Annotated in this window: 24 protein-coding genes; 2 read left to right on the top strand and 22 right to left on the bottom strand. The window is 66.4% G+C overall.

Features of this window, described 5'->3' with window-relative positions:
* Positions 1 to 16 precede the first annotated feature (16 nt).
* Genes AZKH_RS21490 through AZKH_RS21475 form a run of 4 tightly spaced genes read right to left on the bottom strand, consistent with a single transcriptional unit; the run spans position 17 to position 4,861 of the window.
* The gene (locus AZKH_RS21490) at positions 17 to 1,237 is read right to left on the bottom strand and encodes a multifunctional CCA addition/repair protein (RefSeq protein ID WP_015437911.1); all 1,221 of its coding nucleotides are present in this window, start codon (positions 1,235 to 1,237) and stop codon (positions 17 to 19) included.
* On the bottom strand, positions 1,237 to 1,893 hold the full coding sequence (locus AZKH_RS21485) for a glutathione S-transferase family protein (protein ID WP_015437910.1): 657 nt from the start codon (positions 1,891 to 1,893) through the stop codon (positions 1,237 to 1,239). Before AZKH_RS21485 ends, AZKH_RS21490 begins: the two co-directional genes overlap by 1 nt.
* Positions 1,894 to 1,929: 36 nt before the next feature.
* On the bottom strand, positions 1,930 to 2,895 hold the full coding sequence (locus tag AZKH_RS21480) for a complex I NDUFA9 subunit family protein (RefSeq protein ID WP_015437909.1): 966 nt from the start codon (positions 2,893 to 2,895) through the stop codon (positions 1,930 to 1,932).
* Between the two features lie 34 nt (positions 2,896 to 2,929).
* A complete protein-coding gene (locus AZKH_RS21475; RefSeq protein WP_015437908.1) occupies positions 2,930 to 4,861 on the bottom strand; it encodes a lytic transglycosylase domain-containing protein in 1,932 nt (643 codons plus the stop codon).
* Between the two features lie 39 nt (positions 4,862 to 4,900).
* On the opposite strand from AZKH_RS21475, the gene AZKH_RS21470 reads away from it, so the two are divergent.
* On the top strand, positions 4,901 to 5,497 hold the full coding sequence (locus tag AZKH_RS21470; RefSeq protein ID WP_015437907.1) for a 5-formyltetrahydrofolate cyclo-ligase: 597 nt from the start codon (positions 4,901 to 4,903) through the stop codon (positions 5,495 to 5,497).
* Here AZKH_RS21470 and ilvA read toward each other — a convergent pair.
* The 11 genes from ilvA to thiL all read right to left on the bottom strand — a co-directional run bounded on the left by ilvA (position 5,494) and on the right by thiL (position 14,671).
* Positions 5,494 to 7,014 carry a threonine ammonia-lyase, biosynthetic gene (ilvA, locus tag AZKH_RS21465; RefSeq protein WP_015437906.1) on the bottom strand — a complete coding sequence of 507 codons (1,521 nt, stop codon included), beginning with the start codon at positions 7,012 to 7,014 and terminating at the stop codon, positions 5,494 to 5,496. The genes AZKH_RS21470 and ilvA overlap by 4 nt on opposite strands.
* 87 nt (positions 7,015 to 7,101) lie before the next feature.
* Positions 7,102 to 8,043, bottom strand: coding sequence for an HPr(Ser) kinase/phosphatase (gene hprK / locus AZKH_RS21460; protein ID WP_015437905.1), 942 nt, complete (start codon positions 8,041 to 8,043; stop codon positions 7,102 to 7,104).
* Positions 8,012 to 8,497 carry a PTS IIA-like nitrogen regulatory protein PtsN gene (gene ptsN, locus AZKH_RS21455; protein WP_041656475.1) on the bottom strand — a complete coding sequence of 162 codons (486 nt, stop codon included), beginning with the start codon at positions 8,495 to 8,497 and terminating at the stop codon, positions 8,012 to 8,014. Before ptsN ends, hprK begins: the two co-directional genes overlap by 32 nt.
* 134 nt (positions 8,498 to 8,631) lie before the next feature.
* Complete coding sequence (gene hpf / locus AZKH_RS21450; protein WP_015437903.1) at positions 8,632 to 8,955, bottom strand: ribosome hibernation-promoting factor, HPF/YfiA family; 324 nt, start codon at positions 8,953 to 8,955, stop codon at positions 8,632 to 8,634.
* Positions 8,956 to 8,972: 17 nt separating this feature from the next.
* On the bottom strand, positions 8,973 to 10,406 hold the full coding sequence (locus AZKH_RS21445) for an RNA polymerase factor sigma-54 (RefSeq protein ID WP_015437902.1): 1,434 nt from the start codon (positions 10,404 to 10,406) through the stop codon (positions 8,973 to 8,975).
* Between the two features lie 21 nt (positions 10,407 to 10,427).
* Positions 10,428 to 11,150, bottom strand: a complete 723-nt coding sequence (gene lptB / locus AZKH_RS21440; RefSeq protein WP_015437901.1) for an LPS export ABC transporter ATP-binding protein — start codon at positions 11,148 to 11,150, stop codon at positions 10,428 to 10,430.
* A complete protein-coding gene (gene recX, locus AZKH_RS21435; RefSeq protein ID WP_015437900.1) occupies positions 11,137 to 11,586 on the bottom strand; it encodes a recombination regulator RecX in 450 nt (149 codons plus the stop codon). The genes lptB and recX overlap by 14 nt, the downstream gene beginning before the upstream one ends.
* A 10-nt stretch (positions 11,587 to 11,596) precedes the next feature.
* Positions 11,597 to 12,634, bottom strand: a complete 1,038-nt coding sequence (gene recA / locus AZKH_RS21430) for a recombinase RecA (RefSeq protein ID WP_015437899.1) — start codon at positions 12,632 to 12,634, stop codon at positions 11,597 to 11,599.
* Between the two features lie 76 nt (positions 12,635 to 12,710).
* Positions 12,711 to 13,199: a CinA family protein gene (locus AZKH_RS21425; protein WP_015437898.1), complete on the bottom strand. Its 489-nt coding sequence runs from the start codon at positions 13,197 to 13,199 to the stop codon at positions 12,711 to 12,713.
* Positions 13,184 to 13,684 carry a phosphatidylglycerophosphatase A gene (locus tag AZKH_RS21420; RefSeq protein ID WP_015437897.1) on the bottom strand — a complete coding sequence of 167 codons (501 nt, stop codon included), beginning with the start codon at positions 13,682 to 13,684 and terminating at the stop codon, positions 13,184 to 13,186. Before AZKH_RS21420 ends, AZKH_RS21425 begins: the two co-directional genes overlap by 16 nt.
* A gap of 27 nt (positions 13,685 to 13,711) precedes the next feature.
* Positions 13,712 to 14,671 (bottom strand): thiamine-phosphate kinase, encoded by a 960-nt coding sequence (gene thiL / locus AZKH_RS21415; protein WP_015437896.1) that lies wholly within the window; start codon positions 14,669 to 14,671, stop codon positions 13,712 to 13,714.
* A gap of 164 nt (positions 14,672 to 14,835) precedes the next feature.
* On the opposite strand from thiL, the gene AZKH_RS21410 reads away from it, so the two are divergent.
* Entirely contained in the window at positions 14,836 to 16,812 is a 1,977-nt protein-coding gene (locus AZKH_RS21410) for a flagellar assembly protein A (protein ID WP_015437895.1), read from the top strand.
* A gap of 21 nt (positions 16,813 to 16,833) precedes the next feature.
* Here the strand turns inward: AZKH_RS21410 and AZKH_RS21405 are convergent, their stop codons facing one another.
* The 7 genes from AZKH_RS21405 to AZKH_RS21375 all read right to left on the bottom strand — a co-directional run bounded on the left by AZKH_RS21405 (position 16,834) and on the right by AZKH_RS21375 (position 25,275).
* A complete protein-coding gene (locus AZKH_RS21405; protein WP_015437894.1) occupies positions 16,834 to 17,763 on the bottom strand; it encodes a branched-chain amino acid ABC transporter permease in 930 nt (309 codons plus the stop codon).
* Positions 17,764 to 17,795: 32 nt separating this feature from the next.
* Positions 17,796 to 18,680 (bottom strand): branched-chain amino acid ABC transporter permease, encoded by an 885-nt coding sequence (locus tag AZKH_RS21400; RefSeq protein WP_015437893.1) that lies wholly within the window; start codon positions 18,678 to 18,680, stop codon positions 17,796 to 17,798.
* Between the two features lie 24 nt (positions 18,681 to 18,704).
* Positions 18,705 to 19,925, bottom strand: a complete 1,221-nt coding sequence (locus AZKH_RS21395) for an ABC transporter substrate-binding protein (protein WP_015437892.1) — start codon at positions 19,923 to 19,925, stop codon at positions 18,705 to 18,707.
* A 29-nt stretch (positions 19,926 to 19,954) separates the two neighbouring features.
* On the bottom strand, positions 19,955 to 20,683 hold the full coding sequence (locus AZKH_RS21390; protein WP_015437891.1) for an ABC transporter ATP-binding protein: 729 nt from the start codon (positions 20,681 to 20,683) through the stop codon (positions 19,955 to 19,957).
* Complete coding sequence (locus tag AZKH_RS21385; RefSeq protein ID WP_015437890.1) at positions 20,676 to 21,431, bottom strand: ABC transporter ATP-binding protein; 756 nt, start codon at positions 21,429 to 21,431, stop codon at positions 20,676 to 20,678. Before AZKH_RS21385 ends, AZKH_RS21390 begins: the two co-directional genes overlap by 8 nt.
* 358 nt (positions 21,432 to 21,789) lie before the next feature.
* Complete coding sequence (locus AZKH_RS21380) at positions 21,790 to 23,430, bottom strand: acyl-CoA synthetase (RefSeq protein WP_015437889.1); 1,641 nt, start codon at positions 23,428 to 23,430, stop codon at positions 21,790 to 21,792.
* Between the two features lie 177 nt (positions 23,431 to 23,607).
* On the bottom strand, positions 23,608 to 25,275 hold the full coding sequence (locus AZKH_RS21375) for a bifunctional diguanylate cyclase/phosphodiesterase (protein ID WP_015437888.1): 1,668 nt from the start codon (positions 25,273 to 25,275) through the stop codon (positions 23,608 to 23,610).
* Positions 25,276 to 25,431: the final 156 nt, after the last annotated feature.

Raw genomic sequence — 25,431 nt, 5'->3', positions numbered from 1 at the left:
CCGCCTCCGACGGACGCTAGCCGGCGGACGATTGTGCCTCCTTCACCGCGGCGACGCGTGCCGAATGTACCCGTTGTGGGATGTCCGCCTTGTTGTCGCAGGCGCGCGCGATCGTGCCGGCGTCGACGGTCTGCACCGCGGCCAGCGCTGCCTTCCAGCGGTCGCTGCGCACATACGGACGCTGCTCCATGCCGGGGCGGCCGTAGAAGTCGCAGGCGGCCGCATCGAGCAGCAGCAAGAAGCGTTCGGGGCGGCGCAGCGCGTCGCTGCGTTCTAGGACCTTCACGATCGTCTCGGGCCGCAGTTTCTCGACCTGGTGCAGGATGCCGTGCTCGCGCGCGAAGATCACCGCGAGGTCGCGGCAATCGGAGGGCGCGCGCAGCCGCTCGGAGACGCGGCGCGCGTGTTCCTCGCTGCGGGCCTCGTGGCCATAGTGGTGCGGCAGCACGTCGGCGGGCGTGTCGCCTTTGCCGAGCTCGTGCATCAGGCAAGCCCAGCGCACGGCGAGCGGCTGCTGCGTCGCGGCGGCGTGGTCCATCACGAGCATCATGTGTTCGCCGGTGTCGACTTCCGGGTGGTATTCCTTCGGCTGGGGCACGCCGAACAGGCGATCCAGTTCCGGCAGGATGCGGGCGAGCGCCCCGCATTCATGCAGCATCCGCAGCATACGGGAGGGCTTGGCCTCCATCAGCCCGCGTGCGAGTTCCTGCCACACGCGTTCCGGGACGAGGTGGTCGACTTCGCCGTCGGCAACCATCCGGCGCATCAGCGCGAGCGTTTCAGGGGCGAGCGTGAAATCGGTGAAGCGGGCGGCGAAGCGCGCAACGCGCAGGATGCGCACCGGGTCTTCGGCGAACGCGGGGCTCACGTGGCGGAAGATGCGCTGCTCGAGGTCGTCGCGCCCGCCGTAGGGGTCGATCAGATTTCCGGCCTCATCCTCCGCGATCGCGTTGATCGTCAGGTCGCGGCGCATCAGGTCCTCTTCGAGCGTGACCTCGGGCGAGGCGTGCATCGTGAAGCCGTGGTAACCGCGCCCGCTCTTGCGCTCGGTGCGCGCGAGCGCGTATTCCTCGTTCGTGTGCGGGTGCAGGAAGACCGGGAAATCCTTGCCGACCGGGCGGAAGCCCTGGGCGAGCATCTGGTCGGCGGTCGCGCCGACCACGACCCAGTCGCGATCCTGCACCGGCAGGCCCAGCAGGCGGTCGCGAACCGCGCCGCCGACAATGTAACGTTGCATCAGCCGTACAGATCCTCGGCCGCGATCGATTCGGTTTCGGCCCCGGCCGCAGCCGCCCATTCCTGCATCAGCGGGTGCGCGAGCATCGTCGCCAGGTATTCGCCCGCGGCGCCCTGCGGCTGGATGCCGTAGGTCTTGAAGCGGAAGCACACCGGCGCGAACATCGCGTCCGCTGCGCTGAAGGCACCGAAGAGATAGGGGCCGGCGGCCCCGGCCTTCTTGCCGAAGCGCTCGCGGCAGTCGCTCCAGATCGCCTCGATGCGCGCGATGTTGGCGTCGACCCCGGGCGTATGACCCTTTCCGGTGTAGTCCTTGCGGATGTTCATCGGCATGTTCTGGCGCAGGTCCTGGAAGCCCGAATGCATCTCGGCGCTGACCGAGCGCGCGACCGCGCGCGCCGACGGATCCGTCGGCCACAGTTGCGGGTATTTCTCGGCGAGGTATTCGCAGATCGCGAGCGAGTCCCACACGGTGCTTCCGTGATCGATCAGGCAGGGCACCTTGCCCGACGGCGAGTGCTTCAGGATGCGCTCGCGCGTCGTGGGCGTGTGCAGCGGAATGCGGATCTCCTCGAAATGGGCGCCGCACGCGCGGGCGGCGAGCCAGGGGCGCAGCGACCACGAGGAGTAGTTCTTGTTGCCGATGATCAGCTTCATGCAGGCGTCTCCTGAAGGGCGGGTTGGGGCGCGGCGTCAGTCCTGACGATACCGCTGCCGGTTGCGGAGGGAATAGTAGCGTGCGCGCTGCGATTCGTTGCCGATATAGCTCGGCGCGACGGCTTCGACCGAGCTCGGTGTCAGGCCGAAGGGCAGGGGCGCACCGCTCGCGACGGAGTCGATGCGCAGCGAACGGACGTTGTCGCGGCTCATGATCGGGTTCGGCGAGAGCTCCATCAGCCGCGCCTGCAGCATCGCGAGCGGCTCCGGCTGGGGCACGACGAGGACGCGGCAGCCCGCGAGCGCGGCGACGTATTCGACCAGTTCATGCAGCGCATGGACGGTCGGCCCGGCGAGCTCGTAGGTCTGGCCGGCGCTCGACGGGTCGGCGAGGCAGCGCCACACGACCTCGGCGACGTCGCCGACATATACCGGCTGAAAGAGGGTGTGCGCGCCGGCGAGCGGCAGCACCGGCAGCTTGCACGCAAGTTGTGCGAAAAGATTGAGGAAGTGGTCCTCACGACCGAAGATCACCGACGGGCGCAGGACCGTCCACGCCGGCGCATGGCCGGCGGAGCGGATCGCGTCTTCGCCGGCCGCCTTGGAGCGCAGGTATTCGGAGGGCCCCGTCGGCGAGGCGCCGAGCGCGCTGATGTGCACCAGGCGCGGTACGCTCATCGCGCCGCAAGCGGCGACGATCTTCCGCGGCAGCTCGACGTGGGCGCGCGCGAAATCGGGCCCGTAGGGGCTGCCGGAACGCGAATGGAGGATGCCGACGAGGTTCACCACCGCGTCCACGCCGTCGAAGAGGCTTCGCAGCGTGGCCTCGTCATGGACATCGGCCTGGACGACCTCGACGGTCGGCAGCAGCGTGAGGTCCCGCGCGCGGGCGGCGTGGCGCGTTGGCACGATCACGTCGATGTTCGCTTCGGTGAGCCGGTTGGCCACGGCGCGCCCGACGAAACCCGAGCCGCCGATGAGTACGACACGTTCCATCTTCATGTTGCAGGCCTCCTGACGAAGGACCGGCAAGCAATCACCGGTCGGCGGACATCCGCGGCGCGATCGTTCCGAGGCGGGCCTTCAGCGACTGCGGGCGGGCTTCGAACATTGCCGCATAGATTACGGCGTTTGTCATTACCTTCTTTACGTAATCGCGTGTTTCGTCGAAGGGAATCGTTTCCGCATAGATCGCGCCCTCCAGCGGCCGGTCCTCGCGCCATCTGCGGGCGCGTCCCGGTCCCGCATTGTAGCCGGCGGAGGCGAGCACCGGATGGCTGTCGAGGTCTTCCAGGATGAGCCGCATGTAGCTCGTGCCGAGCAGCACATTGGTATCCGGATCGGACAGCATGTTCGCCTGGTAATTACGCAGGCCGATCTTGTTGGCGACCCACTTGCCGGTGGTCGGCATCACCTGCATCAGCCCCTGCGCGCCCGAGCTCGAGCGGGCCGGCACGATGAAGCGGCTTTCCTGGCGCATCAGGCCGTACACCCAGGCGAGGTCCAGGCCCTGCTGGCGGACCTGGGGCTCGATGAGCTGTCGGTATGGCGCCAGGAAGCGCAGGTCGTAGTTCGCCTGCGGGTCGGTGCGTTCGGCGGTGTTGATCGCGCGGTCGTAGATCTCGTTGCGCACCGCGACGCGCGCTGCGGCGATCAGGAAGCCGTCGTCCTGGCCGCGCAGCGCCCAGTTCCATTCGCGCATCCCCTCGGTGCGCATGTCCAGGCGGTACAGCGCCAGCGCGCGGCGCAGGCCGGCATCGGACTCCGCGCGGGCGATGTCGTCGGCCGTGACGGCGCCGGCGCGCGTCGGCGGCGCGAAGGTCTCGCCGAGTTCCTCGGCGGCCAGCAGGCCGTAGAAATGGGGCTGGCCGGCGACGCGCCGAAATTGGGCTTGGGCCTCCGTACTGCGCCCCTGTGCGGCCTGGGCGCGGCCCAGCCAGTAAGTCCACTCCGGCAGCGCCTGCTCGTTGGCGGGCAAGGCTTCGATTGCCGCCTGAACGCCGCGCCAGTCCTCCGTGCGCAGCGCTGCCCGCACGCGCCACGCGCGCTGCTCGGCGCTCAGCGGGATCTTGCCGGCGGCACGGAACCACGCCGAGGCGTTGGCCGAGCCCTGGAGCGCGCCCTGATGGCCGAGTACCGCGTAGAGATAGGACCTTTCCTCGGCAGCGAAGCGCTCCTCGATGCGGTCGAAGCGGACGCGCGCCGCGGCGACGTCTTCGCGCGCGAGGCGGGTCAGGGCGGCCAGCGCGACTTCGCGGCCGACACGCGTCGTCGAGAAATTCGGCGGGAGCCTGTCGAGATAGGCCGCCGGCGACTTGGTCGCGCGCTCGAATTCGGCGAGCGCCGGCGCCTCGCTGACCGGCAGCCATGAAAGCGTCGCGCGGGCGGCCGCGGGATTGCGGCTGTCGGTCTGGCGCCGGATGCGCCACCACAGCTGGTCCGGCGTGATGTGGCCGGCGAGCGCGAGGGTGCGGAAGACAGTCTCGCAGGCGGAGTTCGCGTCGACGAGATCCATCCACCGATCCTGGACCTCGGCGATCACCGTCATGTCGCCGTTTTCGAGTCGCGCATTGCGTTGCAGGCAGCGCAATTCGGCATCCGGTTCGCGCAGGTCCGGGTAAAGTTGCAGGAAGCCGCTCCAGTCGCGGTCGCGCGCCATGCGCCGCAGCCAGTCGGTGCGCAGGCGCTCGGCGAGCAGGCTGTCCGGTTCGTAGAGCAGGAATTCGATCAGTTCGGCGGCCGGTGCCGGTTCGGGGCGGGCCAGGAGGTTGGAGAGCCGCCAGTAGCGGACGTAAGGATCGAGCACATGCGGGTCGCGCGCGCTGGACAGACGCTCGAGCGTCGCGCGATCACCCGTGCGCAAGGCCTCCCGCGCTGCCAGAATCCGTTCGTCGCCCAGCTGCGCCCACGCCGCCGGACTCAGGCTGGCCAGCGCCAATGCCAGCGCTGCCCACAAACCCTTTGCCATCCCTTACCATCCCCTTCAAAACGTACCGAAGATACCACAGTGAGCGCCTTTCCTTCCGTGCCCGACGCCACACCCAATGAATACCGCAAGGCCTTGCGCGCCCACAGCATCGCCACGCGCGAAGCGCTGACCGCGGCCCACCGCTCGGCGCTGATGCGGCAACTCGAACCGCATCTGCAGGCGCTGCTGACCGAGCTCGACCCGACCGTGCTGGGATTCTGCTGGCCGTTTCGCGGCGAACCCGACCTGCGCCCGTCGATCATCCACTGGCTGTCGGCCGACCCGTCGCGGGTCGCCGTGTTGCCAGTGGTGCCGCACAAGCCCGGGCCGATGTCGTTCCGACGCTGGATGCCGGGCATGGAAATGCCGCCCGACCGGCACGGCATCCCGCATCCGCCCGAAGGCGAAGCGCTCGTTCCCGACGTCCTGCTGATTCCCTGCAACGCCTTCGACGCCGCCGGTTTTCGCGTCGGCTATGGCGCCGGATATTTCGACCGCACGCTGGCAGTGATGAATCCCGTCGCCGTCGGCCTCGGCTTCGAATTCGCGCGCGCCGACAGCGTCCACCCGCAACCCCACGACCGGCCGATGGACTGGATCCTGACCGAGCGCGGGGCGTATCGCGTGGCAGGCTAGCCGAGGAACATCCGGTAGGCCGGGTTGGCGGACTCGTCGACGTATTCGTAGCCAAGGCGGTCCAGGAAGTCCTGGAAGGCCGTCTTGTCTTCCGGCGGCACCTGCATGCCGACCAGTACGCGGCCGAAGTCGGCGCCGTGGTTGCGGTAGTGGAACAGGCTGATGTTCCAATCCGAATGCAGGTTGGAGAGGAAGTTCATCAGCGCGCCCGGTCGCTCCGGGAATTCGAAGCGGTACACGAGCTCGTGGTTCACGTGTGGGGCGCGTCCGCCGACCATGTAGCGGATGTGGCTCTTCGCCATCTCGTCGTCGGTGAGATCGACGGCCGGCAGCTCGTGGCGATCGAGCATCTCGATGATGCGCGTCGCCTCGGCGCGGTTATGCACCGACACGCCGACGAAGATGTGCGCCTGCCGGGGATCCGCGTAGCGGTAGTTGAACTCGGTGATGTGGCGGTTGCCGATCAGGCTGCAGAACTTGCGGAAGGAGCCCGGACGCTCGGGGATCGTCACCGCGAACACCGCTTCGCGCTGCTCACCGACTTCGGCGCGCTCGGCGACGAAGCGTAGGCGGTCGAAGTTCATGTTCGCGCCGGAGGCCACCGCGACGAGGTTCTTGCCGTGCAGGTTGTGCAGCTTTGCGTATTCCTTCGCCCCGGCCACGGCGAGCGCGCCCGAGGGTTCGAGGATCGAGCGCGTGTCCTCGAACACGTCCTTCAGCGCGGCGCAGATCGCGTCGTTGTCGACCAGGATCATCTCGTCGACGTACTGCTGGCACAGGCGGAAGGTTTCCTCGCCGACCAGCTTGACCGCGGTGCCGTCGGCGAAGAGACCGACCTGGTCGAGTGCGACGCGCCGGCCTTCGGCGAGCGAGCGGGTCATCGCGTCGGCATCAACGGTCTCGACGCCGATGATCTTCGTTTCCGGGCGCAGGCGCTTGATGTAGGCGGCGACACCCGAGATCAGGCCGCCGCCGCCGACTGCACAGAACACGGCGTGGATCGGGTCCGGGTGCGCACGCAGGATCTCCATGCCGATCGTGCCCTGGCCGGCGATCACGTCCGGATCGTCGTAGGGGTGGACGAAGGTCAGCTTCTCGGTCTTCTCGAGTTCGACCGCGTGCGCGTAGGCGTCGGAGTAGGAGTCGCCTGCAAGGACGACTTCGCCGCCGCGCGCCTTGACCGCGTCGACCTTGATCTGCGGCGTCGAGGTCGGCATCACGATCACGGCCCGCACGCCGAGCTTTTGCGCCGACAGCGCCACGCCCTGCGCGTGGTTCCCGGCCGAGGCGCAGATCACGCCGCGCTTGAGGGCCTGCGGCGAGAGGTGGGCCATCTTGTTGTAGGCACCGCGCAGCTTGAAGCTGAACACCGGCTGCATGTCCTCGCGCTTCAGGAAGATTCGGTTGTGGATGCGTGCCGAGAGGTTGGAGGCGAGGTCGAGCGGGGTTTCCTCGGCCACGTCGTAGACGCGGGCATTGAGGATCTTTTCCAGATAGTCCGGATGTTCGGCAGTCATTACGGGGACCTTTGCTGGCGGCGCAAAGACCTTGAGCGTATCAGCCGATGCCGCACTGCGGCAAGGGCCGCAGTGCTCGGCGGTCGCTCAGTGGCTGCCCTCGCCGGCGTCCAGAAGGCGCTGGTGGCGCTCGATGAATTCCTGGGTCGAGTCGATGCCGCGCAGCTGCAGGATCGTCGAGCGCACGGCCGCTTCGAGCAGCACCGCGATGTTGCGGCCGGCCGCAACCGGCAGCACGACGCGTATGACATTGACGCCGAGAATGTCCTGCGTTTCGCGATGCATCGGCAGGCGGTTGGGGTCGGCCTGACCGGGCGCGCGGCGTTCGAGATGCACGACGAGCCGCAGGCGCATCTTCCGCCGGCAGGCAGTCTCGCCGAAGATCGCGCGGATATTGAGGATGCCCAGGCCACGGACCTCGATGAAGTCCTTCAGCATCTCGGGGCAGCGGCCCTCGAGCACCTGCGGCGCGATGCGCGAGAACTCGACGATGTCGTCTGCGACCAGGCCGTGGCCGCGCGAGATCAGTTCCAGGGCGAGCTCGGACTTGCCGGCGCCGGAGCTGCCGGTGATGAACACGCCGACGCCGAGCACGTCCATGAACACGCCGTGCAGCGAGATCTTCTCGGCGAGTTCGCGCGACAGGTAGAGGCGCAACTGGTCGATGACGCTCGCCGCGGGCAGCGGCGTCGTGATCAGCGCGACGTCGGCGCGTTCGCAGATGCCGCGCAGCAGCCCGGGGATTTCGCAGCCGTCGGCGACGATGATCGCGGGCGGCTGCGAACCGATGATTTCGGTGAGATGGTGGGCGACCTTCTCGCTCGACTGGCGGCGCGCCCACGCGAGCTCCGCCGCGCCGAGGATCTGCAGGCGCGCCGGGTGGATCAGGTTGAGGTGGCCGACGAGATCGGCGGGCCATATGCGTTCTTCGGTGACCGAAATGCTGCGGTCGAGCCGGCCGCTGACGTGCGTCAGCGACAGGCGTTCGCACTGGACTTCAAACAGCCGCGCGACGCTGGTCTGCCGCATGGGGGCCCCAGTTTGCGAACAGCGAATGGATGGTGGCGGCGTCCGCTGCATTCAGCAGCTGCTCACGGAAGTCGCGATCGCTGAACATCTGCGCCAGCTCGGAGAGCAGTTGCAGGTGGCGTTCGTTGGCCTGCTCCGGAACCAGCAGCACGAAGAGCATCGTCACCGGGCGCCCGTCCGGGGCGTCGAACTGAACCGGCGCCGACAGGCGCAGGAAGGCGCCGGCGGCTTCCTTCAGGCCCTTGATGCGCCCGTGCGGGATCGCGATGCCCTGCCCCAGGCCGGTCGAGCCCAGACGCTCGCGCGAGAACAGGCTGTCGAAGACGATCGCGCGGCCAATGCCCTGATTGTTTTCGAAAAGCAGGCCAGCCTGCTCGAAGACGCGCTTCTTGCTGCTCGCGTCCAGGTTGATGACCACGTTTGAAGGTGGCAGGAGTTCAGCTATGAGGCTCATTTGTGTCAGCGCCCTGGGGGCACCGGCCTTACCGGTGCTGCCAGGGCGCAGGTTCGGTCGGGAGCGAGGTGTGGACGCGGTTTGAAGACGCGCGAATTATAAACAGCCCCGCTCCCGCAGGGGAAAGGAATGGATCACAGTTCCGTGGTTTGATGCTTCAGCGCATCGTGACCGTGGTCGAAATTCTTCTGCTTGTACTTCAGCACCTGACGGTCGAGTTTGTCGACCATGGAATCGATTGCCGCGTACATGTCGCCATCGTCGCTCTCGACATAGATGTCCTTGCCGCGCACGTGCAGCGTCACCTCAGCCTTCTGCTTGAGCTTTTCCACCGACAGAATCACGGCGACGCTCGTCACGTTGTCGAAGTGGCGGATGACGCGATCCAGCTTGGTGTTCACATATTCGCGGATCGCGGGGGTGACTTCGACGTGATGCCCGGTGATGGTGAGATTCATGATGATTCCTCGTATTGTCAGATCGTTTTGCGCAGGCTGACCGGCGGGATATTGAGTGACTCACGGTACTTCGCGATGGTTCTCCGCGCCACCACGATACCCTGCTGGCCCAACAATTCGGCAATCTTCGCGTCGGACAGGGGTTTTTTCCTGTCTTCGGCATCCACCAGCTGGCGAATCAGCGCGCGAATCGCCGTGGAGGATGCCGCCCCACCGGTATCGGTGGCAACGTGGCTGCCGAAAAAATACTTCAGTTCGAACACGCCGCGCGGTGTGGCCATGAACTTCTGCGTCGTGACCCGCGAGACCGTGGATTCGTGCAGCTCCAGTTGGTCCGCGATCTCCCTGAGCGTCAGAGGGCGCATCGCCACATCGCCATAATCGAAGAACTGCCGCTGCTGGTCAACGATCGCTTGCGAAACCCGCAGAATCGTGTCGAAACGCTGCTGCACGTTCTTGATCAGCCAGCGCGCTTCCTGCAGCTGGCTGGTCAGCGCGCCGCCCGATCCGCGGTTCTGTTGCAGGATGCTGGCGTAAAGCGAGTTGATGCGCAGGCGCGGCATCGCCTCGGGGTTGAGGCTCACGACCCAGCGCGAGCGCAGCTTGCGGACGACGACGTCCGGGACCACGTAGCGGGTCTCCTGCACCGAATGCTGCGAGCCCGGATGCGGGTCGAGGCTGCAGATCAGCGCATGGGCGCGGCGCAGTGCGTCGTCGTCGCAGCCCAGCAGGCGCTTGAGGCGTGCGAAGTTGCGTTCGGCGAGGAGGTCGAGATGCTGGTCGACGATCTTCTGCGCGAGATCGCGCGTCTCGCTGCCAGGCATCGCGCGCAATTGCAGGCTCAGGCACTCCTGCGGACTGCGGGCGCCGACGCCGGCGGGGTCGAGGTGCTGCACGTGGCGCAGCGCGATCGACAGGTCGTCGAGCTCGTATTCGAGTTCCGCGGGCAGCAGCGGCAGCAGGTCTTCGAGTGTCTGGTGCAGGTAGCCGTCGTCGTCGAGCGCTTCGATGAGGAAGCGCACCAGCGCGCGGTCGCGGTCGGACAGCGGCGACAGGCTGATCTGCTGGTCGAGGTGGTCGCGCAGCGTGGTGCCGGCGGCCTGCAGTTCCTGGAAGTCGGTGTCGTCGTCATCGTCGCGGCTCGAGCCGCCGCTGCTCATGCTCGACCATTCGCCGGCTTCGTCGAAGCTGGTCGGTTCGGCGTCCTCGCGCGGGCTTTCGGTCGGTTCGCTGCGTTCCTGCTCGCCGCTGGCGCTGCCCGAGTTGGGCAAACCGGGCGAAAAATCGGCGCCGTCGCCGTCTTCGCGCTCGAGCATCGGGTTGTCCTGCAGGAAGCGTTCAAGCTCCTGGTTCAGTTCAAGGGTCGACAGTTGCAGCAGCTTGATCGACTGCTGCAACTGCGGGGTCAGCGTGAGGTGCTGCGAGATCTTGAGCTGGAGGGAGGGCTTCATGGCGCAGTGGCGGAGCGGAACTCAGAGTCGGAAGTGCTCGCCGAGGTAGACCTGGCGCACCTGTTCGTTGGCGACGATGTCGTCGGGGCGGCCGCTCGCGAGCACCCGCCCGTCACTAATAATGTAGGCGCGATTGCAGATGCCGAGGGTCTCGCGCACGTTGTGGTCGGTGATCAGCACGCCGATGCCGCGGTCGCGCAGGTAGCGGATGATCTTCTGGATGTCGAGCACCGCGATCGGGTCGACGCCGGCGAAGGGTTCGTCCAGCAGGATCAGGCGCGGATTGGTCGCGAGCGCCCGCGCGATTTCGCAGCGCCGCCGTTCGCCGCCCGAGAGCGAGATCGCGGTGTTGTCGCGCAGGTGGGCGATGCCCAGTTCTTCGAGCAGCTCTTCGAGGCGGGCGCTGATGGCGTCGTCGTCGAGGCCCTGCAGTTCGAGCACGGCGCGGACGTTCTCGGCCACCGTGAGTTTGCGGAAGACGCTCATCTCCTGCGGCAGGTAGGAGAGGCCGAGGCGCGCGCGCGCGTGGATCGGCAGGTGGGTGAGCTGGGCGTCGTCGAGCGTGATGTCGCCGCCGTCGGCGCGGACGAGGCCGACGATCATGTAGAAGCAGGTGGTCTTGCCGGCGCCGTTGGGGCCGAGCAGGCCGACGACTTCGCCGCTGCCGACCTCGAAGGCCACGTCATGGACGACGGTGCGGGCCTTGTAGCGTTTTTGCAGTCCCGCGACCTTAAGCAGACTCATCGGGGTTCTCTTTCAATAGCTTGCGGATCAGGTCCACGGCGAAGCCGCGGCTCTGCAGGAATCTGGCTTGGCGCGCCCATTCGCGGGCGTCGGCCGGCGGCGTGGCGAAACGGCTGCGGCACAGCTCGCGGGCGCGCGTCATCTCGTCGTCGGGGCACTCGGAGGCGATCGCCGCGTCGATCGCGTCGCGCGGCACGCCGCGCTGGGCGAGGTCGTGACGCAGCCGCGTCGTGCCATGGCGCGCGGCCTTGCCGCGCACCCAGGCTTCGGCGAAGCGGCTGTCGCTCAGGAGTCCGAGTTCGGTCATGCGGTCGAGGATTTCGTCGATCTCTTCGGTCGAGCCATGGGCGGCCAGCTTGCGGGCGAGTTCGGCGCGGGAGTGGTCCCGCCGCGCCAAGTGCCTCAGGGCACGCTCCCGCAGGCTGGTTTCCGCCATGATTCAGCCGTCAGGCCGCTTGCGAGGCCTGCGGGGGTTCGGCTTCGACCGGCATTTCCTTCAGGCCGACCGCGACGCGCACCCGGTTTTCGATCTCGCGTGCGAGGGCCGGGTTGGCGCGCAGGAATTCGCGCGTGTTGTCCTTGCCCTGGCCGATCTTGTCGCCCTTATACGAGTACCACGCGCCGGCCTTGTCCACGATCTTGTGCAGCACGCCCAGATCGATGATCTCACCTTCGCGCGAGATGCCTTCGCCGTAGAGGATGTCGAACTCGGTTTCGCGGAATGGGGGCGAGACCTTGTTCTTGACGACCTTGACGCGGGTTTCGTTGCCGACGACCTCGTCGCCCTTCTTGATCGAGCCGATGCGACGGATGTCGAGGCGCACCGAGGCGTAGAACTTCAGCGCGTTGCCGCCGGTGGTGGTCTCGGGGCTGCCGAACATGACGCCGATCTTCATCCGGATCTGGTTGATGAAGATCACCAGCGTGTTCGTGCGCTTGATGTTGGCGGTGAGTTTGCGCAGCGCCTGGCTCATCAGGCGGGCCTGCAGGCCGGGGAGCTGGTCGCCCATTTCGCCTTCGATTTCGGCCTTCGGCGTCAGCGCCGCGACCGAGTCGACGACGACGATGTCGACACCGCCCGAGCGGACGAGCATGTCGGCGATCTCGAGCGCCTGTTCGCCGGTATCCGGTTGCGAGATCAGCAGATCCTGGATATTGACGCCGAGCTTCTCGGCGTAGCCGACGTCGAGCGCGTGCTCGGCGTCGATGAACGCGGCGGTGCCGCCGAGCTTCTGCATCTCGGCGATGACTTGCAGCGTGAGCGTCGTCTTGCCGGAGGATTCCGGGCCGTAGATCTCGACGACCCGGCCGCGCGGCAGGCCGCCGAGGCCGAGTGCGATGTCGAGCCCGAGCGAGCCGGTCGAGACGGTCTGGATGTCTTTTTCGACGTTGCCGTCGCCCATCCGCATGATCGAACCCTTGCCGAACTGCTTCTCGATCTGCGAGAGCGCGGCGGCGAGGGCCTTGGCCTTGTTGTCGTCCATGGGGTGTCCTTTCTGCTAGTCGGTGAATTATGGCACAGAGATTGCTGTGCGGTGTCAATTGCTGGGAGTGGGTGCGTCAGGAAAAGTCCATTGTCATTAATTCTCGCAGCGCATGGAAGACTGCCTGTCGGCGGACCGCTTCGCGGTCGCCCGAAAAATGGCAGGTCGCGCAGTGCGTGCGGCCATCGCGTGCGCCCCAGGCGAAGCACACCGTGCCGACGGGCTTGTCCGGGCTGCCGCCACCCGGGCCGGCGATGCCCGATACGGCGAGCACGACGTCGGCACGGCTGCGCGACAGGACTCCCGCGACCATCGCACCGACCGTCGGCTCAGAGACGGCGCCATGGCGCCGAAGGGTGTCCGCAGGCACGTCCAGCAACTCTTGCTTCGACTCGTTCGAGTAGGTGATGAATCCGCAGTCGAACCATTCGGAACTGCCAGCGGTGGCCGTGACGACTTCGGCGACCCATCCGCCGGTGCAGGATTCGGCGCAGCCGAGCTTCAGCTTGCGTGCGAGCAGCCAGGCGCCGACTTCGGCGGAGAGGGCGTTCAGATGTGGGTCCATGGCGTGGGGCCGAGCAGTCTGACGAGGATGGCGAGCACGAGGATCGCGTAGCCGGCGGCGATCAGGTCGTCGAGCATGACGCCGAAACCACCTTTCACGCGGCGGTCCGCCCAGCGGACGGGTGGCGGCTTCACGATGTCGAAGAAGCGGAACAGCGCGAAGGCCACCGCCTGCCAGATCAGGCCGGCCGGGGTGAAGAAGAGCACCAGCCAGAAGGCGACGATTTCGTCCCATACGATCGCGCCGTGATCGGGCACGCCGAGCGCGCGCCCGGTGCGGTCGGCGGCGATGATGCCGGCGACGAAGAAGCTCGCGAGCAGCACGAGGAACACGAAGTCGGAAATCGGCGTGCGCACCAGCGGGTAGAGCAGCCAGGCGGCGAGCGTGCCGGCCGTGCCCGGGGCGCGCGGCGACAGGCCGGAGCCGAAACCGAGCGAGATGAAGTGCGCGGGGTGGCTGAAGAGGAGGCGGAAAGTCGGTTGCATCGGGTGAATGGCGTGAGGGAGGCGGGTTCAGCCGAAGTGATCGTAGCCGCGCGGCGCACTGTAATGCTCGCGGTCGTCCGCTTCGCGCAGCAGGAGCTGCCCGGGTTGGGCAGTCACGGTGCCGATGCGGGTCACGGGCAGGCCGAGCGTTTGGCCCAGCGCGGCGATCTCGTCGCGCCTTGCGGCTGGCGCGGTGAATAGCAGTTCGTAGTCGTCGCCGCCGGAGAGCAGGCAGCGTCGTGCGAGATCATCGTCGGCGCCCGCAGCGCGGAGGTCGGCGAGCGGCAGCGTCGGGACGTCGATGCGTGCGCCGCAGGCCGAGCGTTCGAGGATGTGGCCGAGGTCGCCGAGCAGGCCGTCCGAGACGTCGAGCATCGCGCTCGCGATGCCGCGCAGCGCGAGACCGAAGCCGACGCGCGGCCGCGGGCGGTGCAGGGCGTCGAGGCAGCGGCGGGCGTGGTCGCCTTGCAGTGCGATCTCGCCGCGCAGGTGCGCGAGGCCGAGGGACGCGAGGCCGGGCGTGCCGGTGATCCAGATGTCGTGGCCGGGCTGCGCGCCGTCACGCGTGATTGCGGCACCAACGGGCACTTCGCCGAAGATCGTGACGCACAGGTTGAGCGGTCCCCGGGTCGTGTCGCCGCCGGCGAGATCAACGCCGAAGGCTTCGGCGCAGGCGAAGAAGCCACGCGCGAAGGCGGCGATCCAGGCTTCGTCGGCGGACGGTAGCGACAGCGCGAGCACGGCCCAGCGCGGCTCGGCGCCCATCGCGGCGATGTCCGAGACGTTCACGGCGAGCGTCTTCCAGCCCAGCGCCTCGGCGTCGGCGTCGGGAAAGAAGTGCGTGCCCGCGACCAGCATGTCGGTCGAGACCGCGAGTTGCATGCCCGCGCGCGGCTGCAGCAAGGCGGCATCGTCGCCGACCGCGAGGGCGGTGTGGCGGGGAGCGCGGGTGAAGTGACGGCGGATGAGATCGAATTCGGAGGCCATGAAGGATGGCGGCAAGGCGAGGTGGCGCGAAAGCTTAACCCAGACGCGGCGGCGGAGCCGGAACAAATTGCGTGTTGCAGTTCATTATGCGTGCGACCGTGACGTCCAGTAACATGGGGGCGAAGTCGGTTGATACAACTACGAAAAAAGACAGGGACGAGACGATGGCCGACACCGCCGCGGGACTCGAAGGGAATGCACCGGAGCCTTTGCCGCGCTTCATCATCCGCGATGAGGCGGGCTTGTCGGTCGACCTCAATTATCTAAGCGCTTCGGCCGAGTTCAACCAGTGGGTGGACCGCATGTTCATCCGCGGTGCCTATTTTCGCGGCATCGACTATCCGGTCTTTCTGCGACTCGCCTTCGACTTCGAGCCGGGAATGGTGATCGACGAGATCCATGCGCGCGAGGCGGCCGGCGGAAATGCCTGCGTCCGTTTTGCGGCGGGCATCTCCTACATTGTGGGCCAGCGCGTCGGGCTGTATCGCGGCGTGAAGGTTTCGGGCGGACGAGCGGAATACCTGTTCGAACCGGTCAGCCTGGAATACACGGTCGAGCAGCCGGTCGCGGGGGGCGATGACGACGAGGAGGGCGGCGCGGTGCGCACCGAATCGGTTGTCGTGTCGCAGAAGACGAAGCTGGATTTCGACGAGTTCGTGGCGCAGATCTGGCTCAAGGGGGTGAAGTTCGGTGTCGACGAGGCGGAGGTGCGCAAGGCGATCGCCGATGACTACGTCGGGCGACTGAAGATCGCGGCGGCGATTGCCCCGACTGCCGGCGCCGACGCCGGCGTCGAGGAGTTGTCGGACGTGCTGCACCGTGACGACGCGCCGGGACTGCTGCCGGACGGCCGGATCAACCTGGCGCGCTTCCGCAACCGCTTCCCGCAGATCCGCGCCGGCGCGCGGCTGCTGCGCAAGACGCCGCTGGTGCTGGGCGCGCTCGGCCGCGAACTCACCGGACGGCCCGTGGCGCCGCCGGTGCCCAAGGATTTCGATTTCGCGACGCTGTCCGGGGAGGGCACGCGCGTCGACCGGGACGAGCAGGGTGAATGCCTCGTCGCTGCGATCGACGGCTTTCTCGATATTGATAATGACAGCGGCAAGATCTCGGTGACCGAGAAGGTCGTCAATCGTGCCGGCGTGAGCCTGCGCACGACCGGCGACATCTCGCTGATGGGCGACGAGTACGAGGAGCATGGTGAGATCCAGGAGCGGCGTGTCGTCGAGGGGCTGAACATCACGACCTACGCCGACGTCTTCGGCAAGATCGTGTCGCGCGGCGGGCGCGTGGTGCTGAAGCAGAACCTCTCGGGCGGGAGCATCGTCGATCCCGGCGGCGAGGTGACGGTCGAGGGGCGCGTTAGCGGCGCGACGATCTTCGCGCCCGGAGGCGAGGTCACGGTCGGCGCCGCCGAAAGCAGTCTCATCGTTGCGCGGCGGGTCGTCGTCGGCGAACGTGCGGTGGGCTGCGACATCCTGGCGGACGAAGTGCAGGTGGCGGTCGTCCAGGCCTCGGTGCTCGCGTCGCCGTCGCTCACGATCGAGGCGGTCAGGCCGCGTGGGCAGGCTGAAACGCTGATCTCGGTGTTGCTGCCCGCCGAAGATGCCCAGCGCGCGCTGCTCGCCCAGGCGAGCGCGCAGCTCGAGTCGCTCGACCAGGCGGACGCGGCCGCGCGCCAGCTGCTGGAGTCGGCGCGCACCCAGCCCGGTGTCGCGAACTACATGGCGGTCGCGGGCAAGCTCAGGCGCAAGGAGATCTCGCTCACGGCGGAGCAGCAGGCGGCCTTCATCAAGCTGCGCGATAAGGTGGCGCCGGTCCTGAAGGTGCTCGCTCGGCTCGCCGAGGAAGGCAAGGCCCGGGCGACCCAGCGGGAGGCGCTCCAGTCGGCGATGGCGGCGGTCGAGGACGAACGCCGCAAGCTTCGCGAGGCGGTGACCTGCAGCATCGGCGACATCTCCGGTGACGTCATCGTCCGTGCACGCCTCCAAGCCGCGGATGCGAAACCCGTGGCGCAGATGACGCCGGCCGAGATCAAGGCCTTCCTGCGCGCGACCCCGCCCGGCAGCCAGAAGCTGCTCGTCGCCGCCAAAGGGAGCCTGCAGTGGCGCCTCGCCGATGAGGCGGCCGCCCCCGCGTGAAGTCGAGCGGGGCGAGGGCGCTCAGATCCGGATGCCCGAACGCCGGATCAGCACCGCCAGTTCGCCGAAGATGCCACGCCGGAAGGCCAGCACGCAGATCACGAAGATGACGCCGGTCAGCACCGTGACCCACTGGCCCAACTCCGCGCCGTAGTTCTGCAGCCCGACGACGATCGCCGCGCCGGCGATCGGCCCGAACACCGTCCCCATCCCACCCAGCAGCGTCATCAGCACGATCTCGCCCGACATGTGCCAATGCACGTCAGTCAGCGATGCGAGCTGGAACACCAATGCCTTGGTCGCGCCCGCGAGCCCGGACAGCGCCGCCGACAGCACGAAGGCGAGCAGCTTGTACTTCTCGACGTCGTAGCCGAGCGAGACCGCGCGCGGCTCGTTCTCGCGGATCGCCTTCAGCACCTGTCCGAAGGGCGAGTGGATGGCGCGGTCGACGACCCAGAACCCGAACAGGAAGATCGCGAGCACGAAGTAATACATGTTCATCGTGTCGCCCAGGTCGATCATGCCCAGCAGGCGTCCGCGCGGAATGCCCTGCATGCCGTCCTCGCCGCCGGTGAAGGGGAACTGCAGCGCGAGGAAGTAGACGAGCTGCGCGAGCGCGAGCGTGATCATCGCGAAGTAGATGCCCGCGCGGCGGATCGCGAGGCTGCCGAACACGAAGCCCAGCGCCGCCGCGACCGCGGTGCCGGCGAGGATGCCGAGCTCGGGCGACAGGCCGAGCGACTGCACCGCATAGCCGCAGACGTAGCCGGCCGAGCCGAGGAAGGCGGCGTGGCCGAAGGACAGCAGGCCGGTATAGCCGAGCAGCAGGTTGAAGGCGCAGGCGAAGAGGGCGAAGCACAGGATCTTCATCAGCAGCACGGGGTACAGGACGAGGGGTGCGACGAGTCCGATTGCGATCAGCGCGATCCAGCCGACGAGTTTGCCGTTCATTGCGCGGGTCCTTGTAAGCCGTTCGCCATCGCTCAGCGCTCGCGTCCGAAGAGGCCGGCGGGCCGCAGCAGCAGCACGATGCCCATGATGACGAAGATCACGACCGACGAAGCTTCCGGGTAGAACACCTTCGTCAGCCCCTCGACGAGGCCCAGACCAACGCCGGTGACGATCGAGCCCATGATGGAGCCCATGCCGCCGATCACGACGACGGCGAACACGACGATAATCAGGTTCGAGCCCATGACCGGGTTCACCTGGAACACCGGCGCCGCGAGCACCCCCGCGAAGGCTGCGAGCCCGACGCCGAAACCGTAGGTCAGCGTGATCATCAGCGGCACGTTGATGCCGAAGGCCTGAAGAAGTTGCGGATTCTCGGTGCCGGCGCGCAGATAGGAGCCGAGCTTGGTGCGTTCGATGATGAACCAGCTGCCGAAGCACACGACGAGCGACACGAGCACGACCCAGGCGCGGTATTTCGGCAGGAACATGAAGCCGAGGTTGAAGCCGCCGGAGAGCAGCTCGGGGACTGGGTAGCTCGCGCCGGAAATGCCGAACTGGTAGCGGAACAGGCCCTCGATGATCAGCGCCAGCCCGAAGGTCAGCAGCAGCCCGTACAGGTGGTCGAGGCGGTAGAGGTGCTTGAGCATCGTGCGCTCGATCAGCATGCCGAGGCAGCCGACGACCACCGGCGATGCGATCAGCGCGACCCAGTAATTGATGCCGAGGTAGGTCAGCCCGATCCACGACACAAAGGCGCCCATCATGTAGAGCGCGCCGTGCGCGAAGTTGATGATGTTGAGCAGGCCGAAGATGATCGCCAACCCCAGGCTCAAGATCGCGTAGAACGAGCCGTTGATGAGCCCGATCAGCAACTGCCCCATCAGGGCCTGGATCGGTATGCCGAAGATGTCCATATGCGGTCGGGCCGGTTGCGACGGTTACTTCTTCACCAGCGGGCACTTGCTCTCGGACAGCGGGATGAACGCCTCGTCGCCCGGAATCGTCTCGCGGATGGTGTAGTAGTCCCACGGGTACTTCGATTCCGAAGGCTTCTTCACCTGCACGAGGTACATGTCGTGCACCATCCGGCCATCGACGCGCACCTTACCGTTCTTCGCGAAGAAGTCGTTGACCGGCATCTCGCGCATCTTCGCCATCACGGCCTTGGCTTCGTCGGTGCCGGCCGCCTTGACCGCCTTCAGATAGTGATAGACCGCAGAGTAGTCTCCGGCCTGAACCATCGTCGGCATGCGCTTCATGCGCTCGAAGTAGCGCTTCGACCAGGCGCGCGTCTCGTCGTTGCGGTCCCAGTAGAAGCCGGTCGTCAGATACATTCCCTGGGTGGCTTCGAGCCCGAGGCTATGCACGTCCGAGATGAACATCAGCAGTCCGGCGAGCGTCTGCTTCGGCGTGATGCCGAACTCCTTCGCCTGCTTGATCGAGTTGATCGTGTCACTGCCTGCGTTGGCGAGGCCGATTACCTGGGCGCCCGAGGATTGTGCGCTCAGCAGGAAGGATGAGAAGTCGCTACCGGGGAAGGGGTGGCGCACGCTGCCCAGCACCTTGCCGCCGCTTTTCGTCACGACCTCGGACGTGTTCTTCTCGAGCGAGTGGCCGAAGGCATAGTCGGCAGTGATGAAGTACCAGGTCTTGCCGCCCTGCTTGACGACCGCCTTCGCGGTGCCCACCGGCAGCGCATAGGTGTCGTAAGCCCAGTGCACGGTCGTCTCATTGCACTGCTCGTTGGTGATCGGCGTCGAGCCCGCACCGTTCACGAGGGAGATGCGGTTCTTCTCCTGCGCGACCTTCATCACCGCGAGCGCGGTCGAGGTCGTCACGAGATCGACGATGGTATCGACCTTGGCGGTATCGAACCATTCGCGCGCCTTGTTCGCCGAGATGTCCGCCTTGTTCTGGTGGTCGGCCGAGATCATCTCGATCTTGAAGTCGGGTTTTTCCTTCGCGATGAAGTCCTCGATTGCCATCTTCGTCGCCTCGACGGCGCCGGGGCCGGAGAGGTCCGAATAGGTGCCCGACATGTCGGTCAGCACGCCGAGCTTGACGACACCGTCGCTGACGTTGGTCGCCGCCGGAACGAGAGCCGGCTGCATCGCGAGGACCGCCGCGGCGATCGCTGACCCCAGAATCCTGCGCTTCATCGTGTCTCCTCCGTCTTGTTCGTGGGTGTTCACACGCCGAGCAGCTTTTCCAGCAGCGGCATCTTCGATTCGAGTTCGTCCTTGGTGACCGTCTCGACGATGCGGCCATGCTCGATCACGTAATGCCGGTCGGCGAGCGGTGCCGCGAAACGGAAATTCTGTTCGACGAGGATGATCGTCAGCCCCTTCGCTTTCAGCTGCGCGATCACCCGCCCGAGCGTCTGCACGATCACCGGCGCGAGTCCCTCCGTGATCTCGTCGAGCAGCAGAAGGCGCGCGCCGGTGCGCAGAATCCGCGCCATCGCGAGCATCTGCTGTTCGCCGCCGGACAGGCGACTGCCGGGGCTCGTGCGGCGCTCCTTGAGATTCGGGAACATCTCGTAGATCTCGTCGAGGCTCATCCCGCTGCTGTTCACGGCCGGCGGCAACAGCAGGTTCTCCTCGGTCGACAGGCTTGCGTAGATGCCGCGCTCCTCGGGGCAGTAACCCACGCCGAGGTGGGCGATGCGGTGCGTCGGCAGGTCGATGACCTGGCGGCCATTGACCATGATCGACCCGCTGCGTCGTCCGGTGAGCCCGAGGATCGCCTTCAGCGTCGTCGTGCGCCCGGCACCGTTGCGCCCCAGCAGCGTGACGAGTTCGCCGCGATTCACCTGGAAGTCGATGCCGTGCAGGATGTGCGATTCGCCGTAGAACGCATGGAGGGCGCTCACGCGCAGCATTTCGGCGGTCGGGTCGAAGGCGCTCGCCTTAGCCATGGCCGGTCCCCATGTAGGCTTCGAGCACGCGCGGATCGGCCGAGACCTGCTCGTACGGCCCTTCGGCGAGCACCGCCCCGCGCTGCAGCACCGTGATCCGATCGCAGATGTGGGAGACGACGCTGAGGTTGTGCTCGACCATCAGCACCGTGCGGTTCGCCGACACGCGCTTGATGAGGTCGGCGACGCGCCCGACGTCTTCATGACCCATGCCTTGCGTCGGCTCGTCGAGCAGCATCAGTTCGGGTTCGAGCGCGAGCGTGGTCGCGATTTCGAGTGCGCGTTTGCGTCCGTAGGGCAGCTCGATCGTCACCGAATCGGCGAAGCCCTGCAGGTCGACCGCTTCGAGGAGCTCCATCGCGCGGCCGTCGAGCACCGCCAGACTCTTCTCCGAGCGCCAGAAATGGAAGCTCGTGCCGAGCTTGCGCTGCAGCGCGATGCGAACATTCTCGAGCACCGTCAGGTGCGGAAACACCGCCGAGATCTGGAAGGAGCGTACGATGCCGCGGCGCGCGATCTGGGCGGATTTTTCGTGCGTGATGTCCTGGCCGTTGAAGTGGATCGTGCCGTGGGTCGGCGTCAGGAACTTCGTGAGCAGGTTGAAGACGGTCGTCTTGCCGGCGCCGTTCGGGCCGATCAACGCGTGGATGTCCCCCCGCCGCACCTGCAGGTTGACCTTGTCTACGGCCACGAAACCCTTGAAGGCCTTGGTCAGGTCGCGCGTCTCCAGGATGAAATCACTGCTCATCGTGCTTTTCAGATCCTGCCCTCGTTGGTGGAAGCTGAACTGCACCGGCTGCCTGGGCCGGCTGAAACACGTGCCGCGGGACGGACCGAAGGGCGACGGCGACGTCGATTATAAGAATCGATGTTTCGCCGATATGTAAATTCGATCACGCTCGCGGAAACTTAGTCCTCGCTCGCCGGATTCGGTTCCCGCGCGCCAAAGCGCATGTCTGCACAGTCTGAGAGGGAGGCGGTACGCGGACGGGGAACGCCGTGTGCATCGGCCGATGTGTCGTGCATTGCGGACGCAAAAAAGCCGCCACCGGTTGCGGTGGCGGCTTGTTCGGGCTGCGGCGACGCGTGTCGCCGTGGCGGGATGCTTACTCGATCGCCGAAGCCGACTTCGCCTGCTCGCGCAGCACGAACTTCTGGATCTTGCCGGTCGAGGTCTTCGGCAGCACGCAGAACTCGATGTACTTCGGCACCTTGTAGCGCGCGAGATGCTCGCGGCAGTGGGCGATGATGTCCTCGGCCGTGACCTGGGCGCCTTCCTTGATCTCGATGTAGGCGGCCGGCACTTCGCCCCACTTCGGATCCGGCTTCGCGACGACCGCGGCGGTCATCACGGCCGGGTGGCGGTAGAGCACGTCCTCGACTTCGAGCGAGGAGATGTTCTCGCCGCCGGAGATGATCACGTCCTTGGAGCGGTCCTTGATCTTGACGTAGCCGTCGGGCTGCATGACGCCGAGGTCGCCGGTGTGGAACCAGCCGCCGGCGAAGGCTTCCTGCGTCGCCTTCTCGTTCTTCAGGTAGCCCTTCATCACGAGGTTGCCGCGGAACATGACTTCGCCCATCGTCTCTCCGTCGGCGGGAACGGGTTCCATCGTCTCGGGATTGATGACCGTGATCGCTTCCTGCATGTGGTAGCGCACGCCCTGACGGCCGTTGCGCTCCGCGCGGTTGGCGATCGGCAGATCGTCCCACTCCGGGTGCTTCGCGCACACCGCGGCGGGACCGTAGGTTTCCGTCAGGCCATAGACGTGGGTGATGTCGAAGCCGATGCGCTCCATGCCTTCGATGATTGCGGCCGGGGGCGCAGCACCGGCGATCAGTGCCGACACCTTGTGGTCGATGCCCGCGCGCATGCCTTCGGGCGCGTTGATCAGCATGCCGTGCACGATCGGCGCGCCGCACAGGTGGCTGACCTTGTGCTTGCGGATCAGCTCGTAGATCAGCGCGACGTCGACCTTGCGCAGGCAGACATTGACGCCGGCGTTGGCGGCGACCGTCCACGGGAAGCACCAGCCGTTGCAGTGGAACATCGGAAGCGTCCACAGGTAGACGGCGTGCTGCGGCATGCCCCAGCTGATGATGTTGGAGGCGGCATTCAGATACGCGCCGCGGTGGTGGTACACGACGCCCTTGGGGTTGCCGGTGGTGCCCGAGGTGTAGTTCAGCGAGATGGCATCCCATTCGTCGGGCGGCAGACTCCACGCGAACTCTGGATCGCCGCCTGCGAGGAGGTCTTCGTATTCGATTTCGCCGCAGCGCTCGGTGCTGGGGTATTCCGGGTCGAGCGTGTCGATCACAAGCGGCTTCGGCCCCTTCATGAGTTCCAACGCCCGGCTGACGATCGCCGCGAACTCGGGGTCGGTGATCAGGACCTTGGCTTCGCCGTGGTCGAGCTGGAAGGCGATCGCTTCGGCGTCGAGGCGGGTGTTCAGCGTGTTGAGTACGGCGCCGACCATCGGTACGCCGAAATGCACCTCGGCCATCGCCGGAACGTTCGGCAGCATCACGGCGACCGTGTCGCCGCGCTTGACGCCCTGCTGCACGAGAGCGCTCGCCAGGCGGCGGCAGCGCTCGTAATGTTCGGCCCACGTGAAGCTGCGGTCGCCATGGATGACCGCCACGCGTTTCGGATAGATGTAGGCCGAGCGCTCAAGAAAGCTCAAGGGCGACAGCGGGACATAGTTCGCCGGATTCTTGCCCAGGCCCTGATCGTATGGACTGTTCGACACTGTTTTCCTTCCTCGTTGTTGGAATCATTGATCTGCTACGCCGCGGGACGGCGGCCGACCCGTTTGGTCCTGCATTCTCTCCCCGGGCCGACGGACTCAAATGTACCCAATCTTGATAAAAGCTTCAAAGTGCCTACTGCCCCCCGTAGGCCCTGTACCGCAGGCGGGGTATGCGGCTCATGCCGGCTGGCGCCCGAAGCAGCGGCGGAAGTCTTCGGCGCTAACGGCATGGCCGTACAGATGCCCCTGGAATTCGTTGCAGCCGAGTTCGCGCAGGAAGGTCGCCTGGTCCTCGGTCTCGACACCTTCGGCGATGACCTGCAAGCCCAGCGTGCGTGCAATCCCGACCACGGTCCGCACGATCACGTCGTTGTCGCTTCCGTCGCCGATGCGCTGGACGAAGCTGCGATCGATGTTGAGCTTGGTGATCGGCAGCGTCCGCAAGTTCCCGACGGGGGAAAAGCCGGTACCGAAGCCGTCGATCGACAGGCGGATGCCCAGACGGTCGAGTGCCTCGAGCGCGGGGACGGCGTACGCCACATCGGAGAGCACGGATTCGCGGAATTCGAATTCCAGCGCATGCGGATTCATCCCCGTCTCGGCCAGCAATGCGGCCACGCTATCCGCAAAATCGACGCGTTCGAGCTGGCGGGCCGAGATGTTCAGCGACAGCATCGGCGGGGCGACGCCGCTCGCCGCCCAGGTTTGATATTGGCCGAAGGCGCGCCGCATCACCCATTCTCCAAGCGGATGAATCAGGCCGCAGTCTTCCGCGATCGACACGAAGCGCTCCGGCGCGACGACGCCGAGTTGCGGATCGGTCCAGCGGACCAGCGCTTCCATGCCGGTGATTTGCGACGTGCGGGCGTCGAACTGCGGCTGGAAGTGCAGCGCGAGCGCGTCGTCGGCGAGAGCCTGGCGCAAGCGACGTTCGAGCCCCATCCGCTCGTTCGCGAAGGCCGTCATTTCTGCCGAGTAGAAGCGGTAGGTGTGGCGTCCGCGCGCACGCGCCTGGAGCATCGCCGCATCGGCCGCGGTCAGCAGGTCGTCGATGGTGAAGCCGTCCATCGGGTAGAGGCTGATGCCGACGCTGGCACTGAGGTAAATCTCGCCTTCACCGGCCTGCAGCGGCGTCTCGAGCCCTTTCAGGATGTGGTCCGCGGTGATGCTTGCACTGCGCGGGCCGTCTATCCCCTCGATGAGCGCGAGGAACTCCCATTCGCCGGCGCGTGCCAGAGTGTCGGTTTCCCGCAGATGGGTCGACAGCCGTTCGGCCGTTGCCGCCATCAGTTCGTCGTTGGGCAGCTTGCTGCCATTGGCGGTGACGTCGATCATCATCACCGCGAGCTGGCCGGCATCGCGCAGGCAGCGCCGTGCGGCCTGCTCGAAGCGGTCGCGGAACAATATGCGGTTCGGCAGCCGCGTGACCGGATCATGGTAAGCCAGGGCGCGCAGTTCGGCCTGCACCGTCATGATCTGCGAGATGTCGGTGAACACGCCGACGTAATGCAGGACCTTGCCGCCATCGTTGTAAACGGCGCTGATCGACAGCCATTCAGGATAGATGGTGCCGTTCTTGTGGCGATTCCAGATCTCGCCCTGCCAGTGCCCCTGATCGCGCAGGGCGAGCCACATTTGCGCATAAAACTCGCTGGAATGGCGCCCGGACCGCAGCACCGCCGGTGTCTTGCCGACGATGTCGGCGGCCGAATATCCGGTCAGTTCGGTGAAGGCCCGATTGACCGAAAGCACCGTGCCCTGTGGGTCGGTGATCGTCATTCCTGTCCCCGCGTTCTGGAAGATCGTATGGGCCCGTTGCAGGTCGTCCTGTGTCGCAGTTGTCATCACTCGCCTCCGGTGCATATGCGTCAATTATCCATAACGCCAGTGTGGGTTGCACGCGAATCGACGATGGCGAAAGGGTATTCCGGCTGATTGGCGAAGCAAAGCGGGGGGCGTGAGTGGCTTGTCGAAGCCGGAAAGACAAAAGGCCAGTTCCGG

Source organism: Azoarcus sp. KH32C (genome assembly GCF_000349945.1).
In the GTDB taxonomy this organism is placed as follows: Bacteria; Pseudomonadota; Gammaproteobacteria; order Burkholderiales; family Rhodocyclaceae; genus Aromatoleum.
Note: the sequence above shows the minus strand (reverse complement) of the source record. Positions and strands in the feature narration are given on the sequence as shown.

Bases quoted from the DNA above. Each gene is read 5' to 3' on its own strand.
- AZKH_RS21410 (WP_015437895.1), top strand. From the start codon at position 14,836: ATGGCCGACACCGCCGCGGGACTCGAAGGGAATGCACCGGAGCCTTTG.
- AZKH_RS21375 (WP_015437888.1), bottom strand. From the start codon at position 25,275: ATGACAACTGCGACACAGGACGACCTGCAACGGGCCCATACGATCTTC.
- AZKH_RS21475 (WP_015437908.1), bottom strand. From the start codon at position 4,861: ATGGCAAAGGGTTTGTGGGCAGCGCTGGCATTGGCGCTGGCCAGCCTG.
- recX (WP_015437900.1), bottom strand. From the start codon at position 11,586: ATGGCGGAAACCAGCCTGCGGGAGCGTGCCCTGAGGCACTTGGCGCGG.
- ptsN (WP_041656475.1), bottom strand. From the start codon at position 8,497: ATGAGCCTCATAGCTGAACTCCTGCCACCTTCAAACGTGGTCATCAAC.
- AZKH_RS21400 (WP_015437893.1), bottom strand. From the start codon at position 18,680: ATGGACATCTTCGGCATACCGATCCAGGCCCTGATGGGGCAGTTGCTG.
- AZKH_RS21445 (WP_015437902.1), bottom strand. From the start codon at position 10,406: ATGAAGCCCTCCCTCCAGCTCAAGATCTCGCAGCACCTCACGCTGACC.
- hprK (WP_015437905.1), bottom strand. From the start codon at position 8,043: ATGCGGCAGACCAGCGTCGCGCGGCTGTTTGAAGTCCAGTGCGAACGC.
- AZKH_RS21420 (WP_015437897.1), bottom strand. From the start codon at position 13,684: ATGCAACCGACTTTCCGCCTCCTCTTCAGCCACCCCGCGCACTTCATC.
- AZKH_RS21480 (WP_015437909.1), bottom strand. From the start codon at position 2,895: ATGAAGATGGAACGTGTCGTACTCATCGGCGGCTCGGGTTTCGTCGGG.
- recA (WP_015437899.1), bottom strand. From the start codon at position 12,634: ATGGACGACAACAAGGCCAAGGCCCTCGCCGCCGCGCTCTCGCAGATC.
- AZKH_RS21390 (WP_015437891.1), bottom strand. From the start codon at position 20,683: ATGGCTAAGGCGAGCGCCTTCGACCCGACCGCCGAAATGCTGCGCGTG.
- AZKH_RS21395 (WP_015437892.1), bottom strand. From the start codon at position 19,925: ATGAAGCGCAGGATTCTGGGGTCAGCGATCGCCGCGGCGGTCCTCGCG.
- ilvA (WP_015437906.1), bottom strand. From the start codon at position 7,014: ATGACTGCCGAACATCCGGACTATCTGGAAAAGATCCTCAATGCCCGC.
- hpf (WP_015437903.1), bottom strand. From the start codon at position 8,955: ATGAATCTCACCATCACCGGGCATCACGTCGAAGTCACCCCCGCGATC.
- AZKH_RS21385 (WP_015437890.1), bottom strand. From the start codon at position 21,431: ATGAGCAGTGATTTCATCCTGGAGACGCGCGACCTGACCAAGGCCTTC.
- AZKH_RS21485 (WP_015437910.1), bottom strand. From the start codon at position 1,893: ATGAAGCTGATCATCGGCAACAAGAACTACTCCTCGTGGTCGCTGCGC.
- AZKH_RS21490 (WP_015437911.1), bottom strand. From the start codon at position 1,237: ATGCAACGTTACATTGTCGGCGGCGCGGTTCGCGACCGCCTGCTGGGC.
- AZKH_RS21405 (WP_015437894.1), bottom strand. From the start codon at position 17,763: ATGAACGGCAAACTCGTCGGCTGGATCGCGCTGATCGCAATCGGACTC.
- thiL (WP_015437896.1), bottom strand. From the start codon at position 14,671: ATGGCCTCCGAATTCGATCTCATCCGCCGTCACTTCACCCGCGCTCCC.
- AZKH_RS21425 (WP_015437898.1), bottom strand. From the start codon at position 13,199: ATGGACCCACATCTGAACGCCCTCTCCGCCGAAGTCGGCGCCTGGCTG.
- lptB (WP_015437901.1), bottom strand. From the start codon at position 11,150: ATGAGTCTGCTTAAGGTCGCGGGACTGCAAAAACGCTACAAGGCCCGC.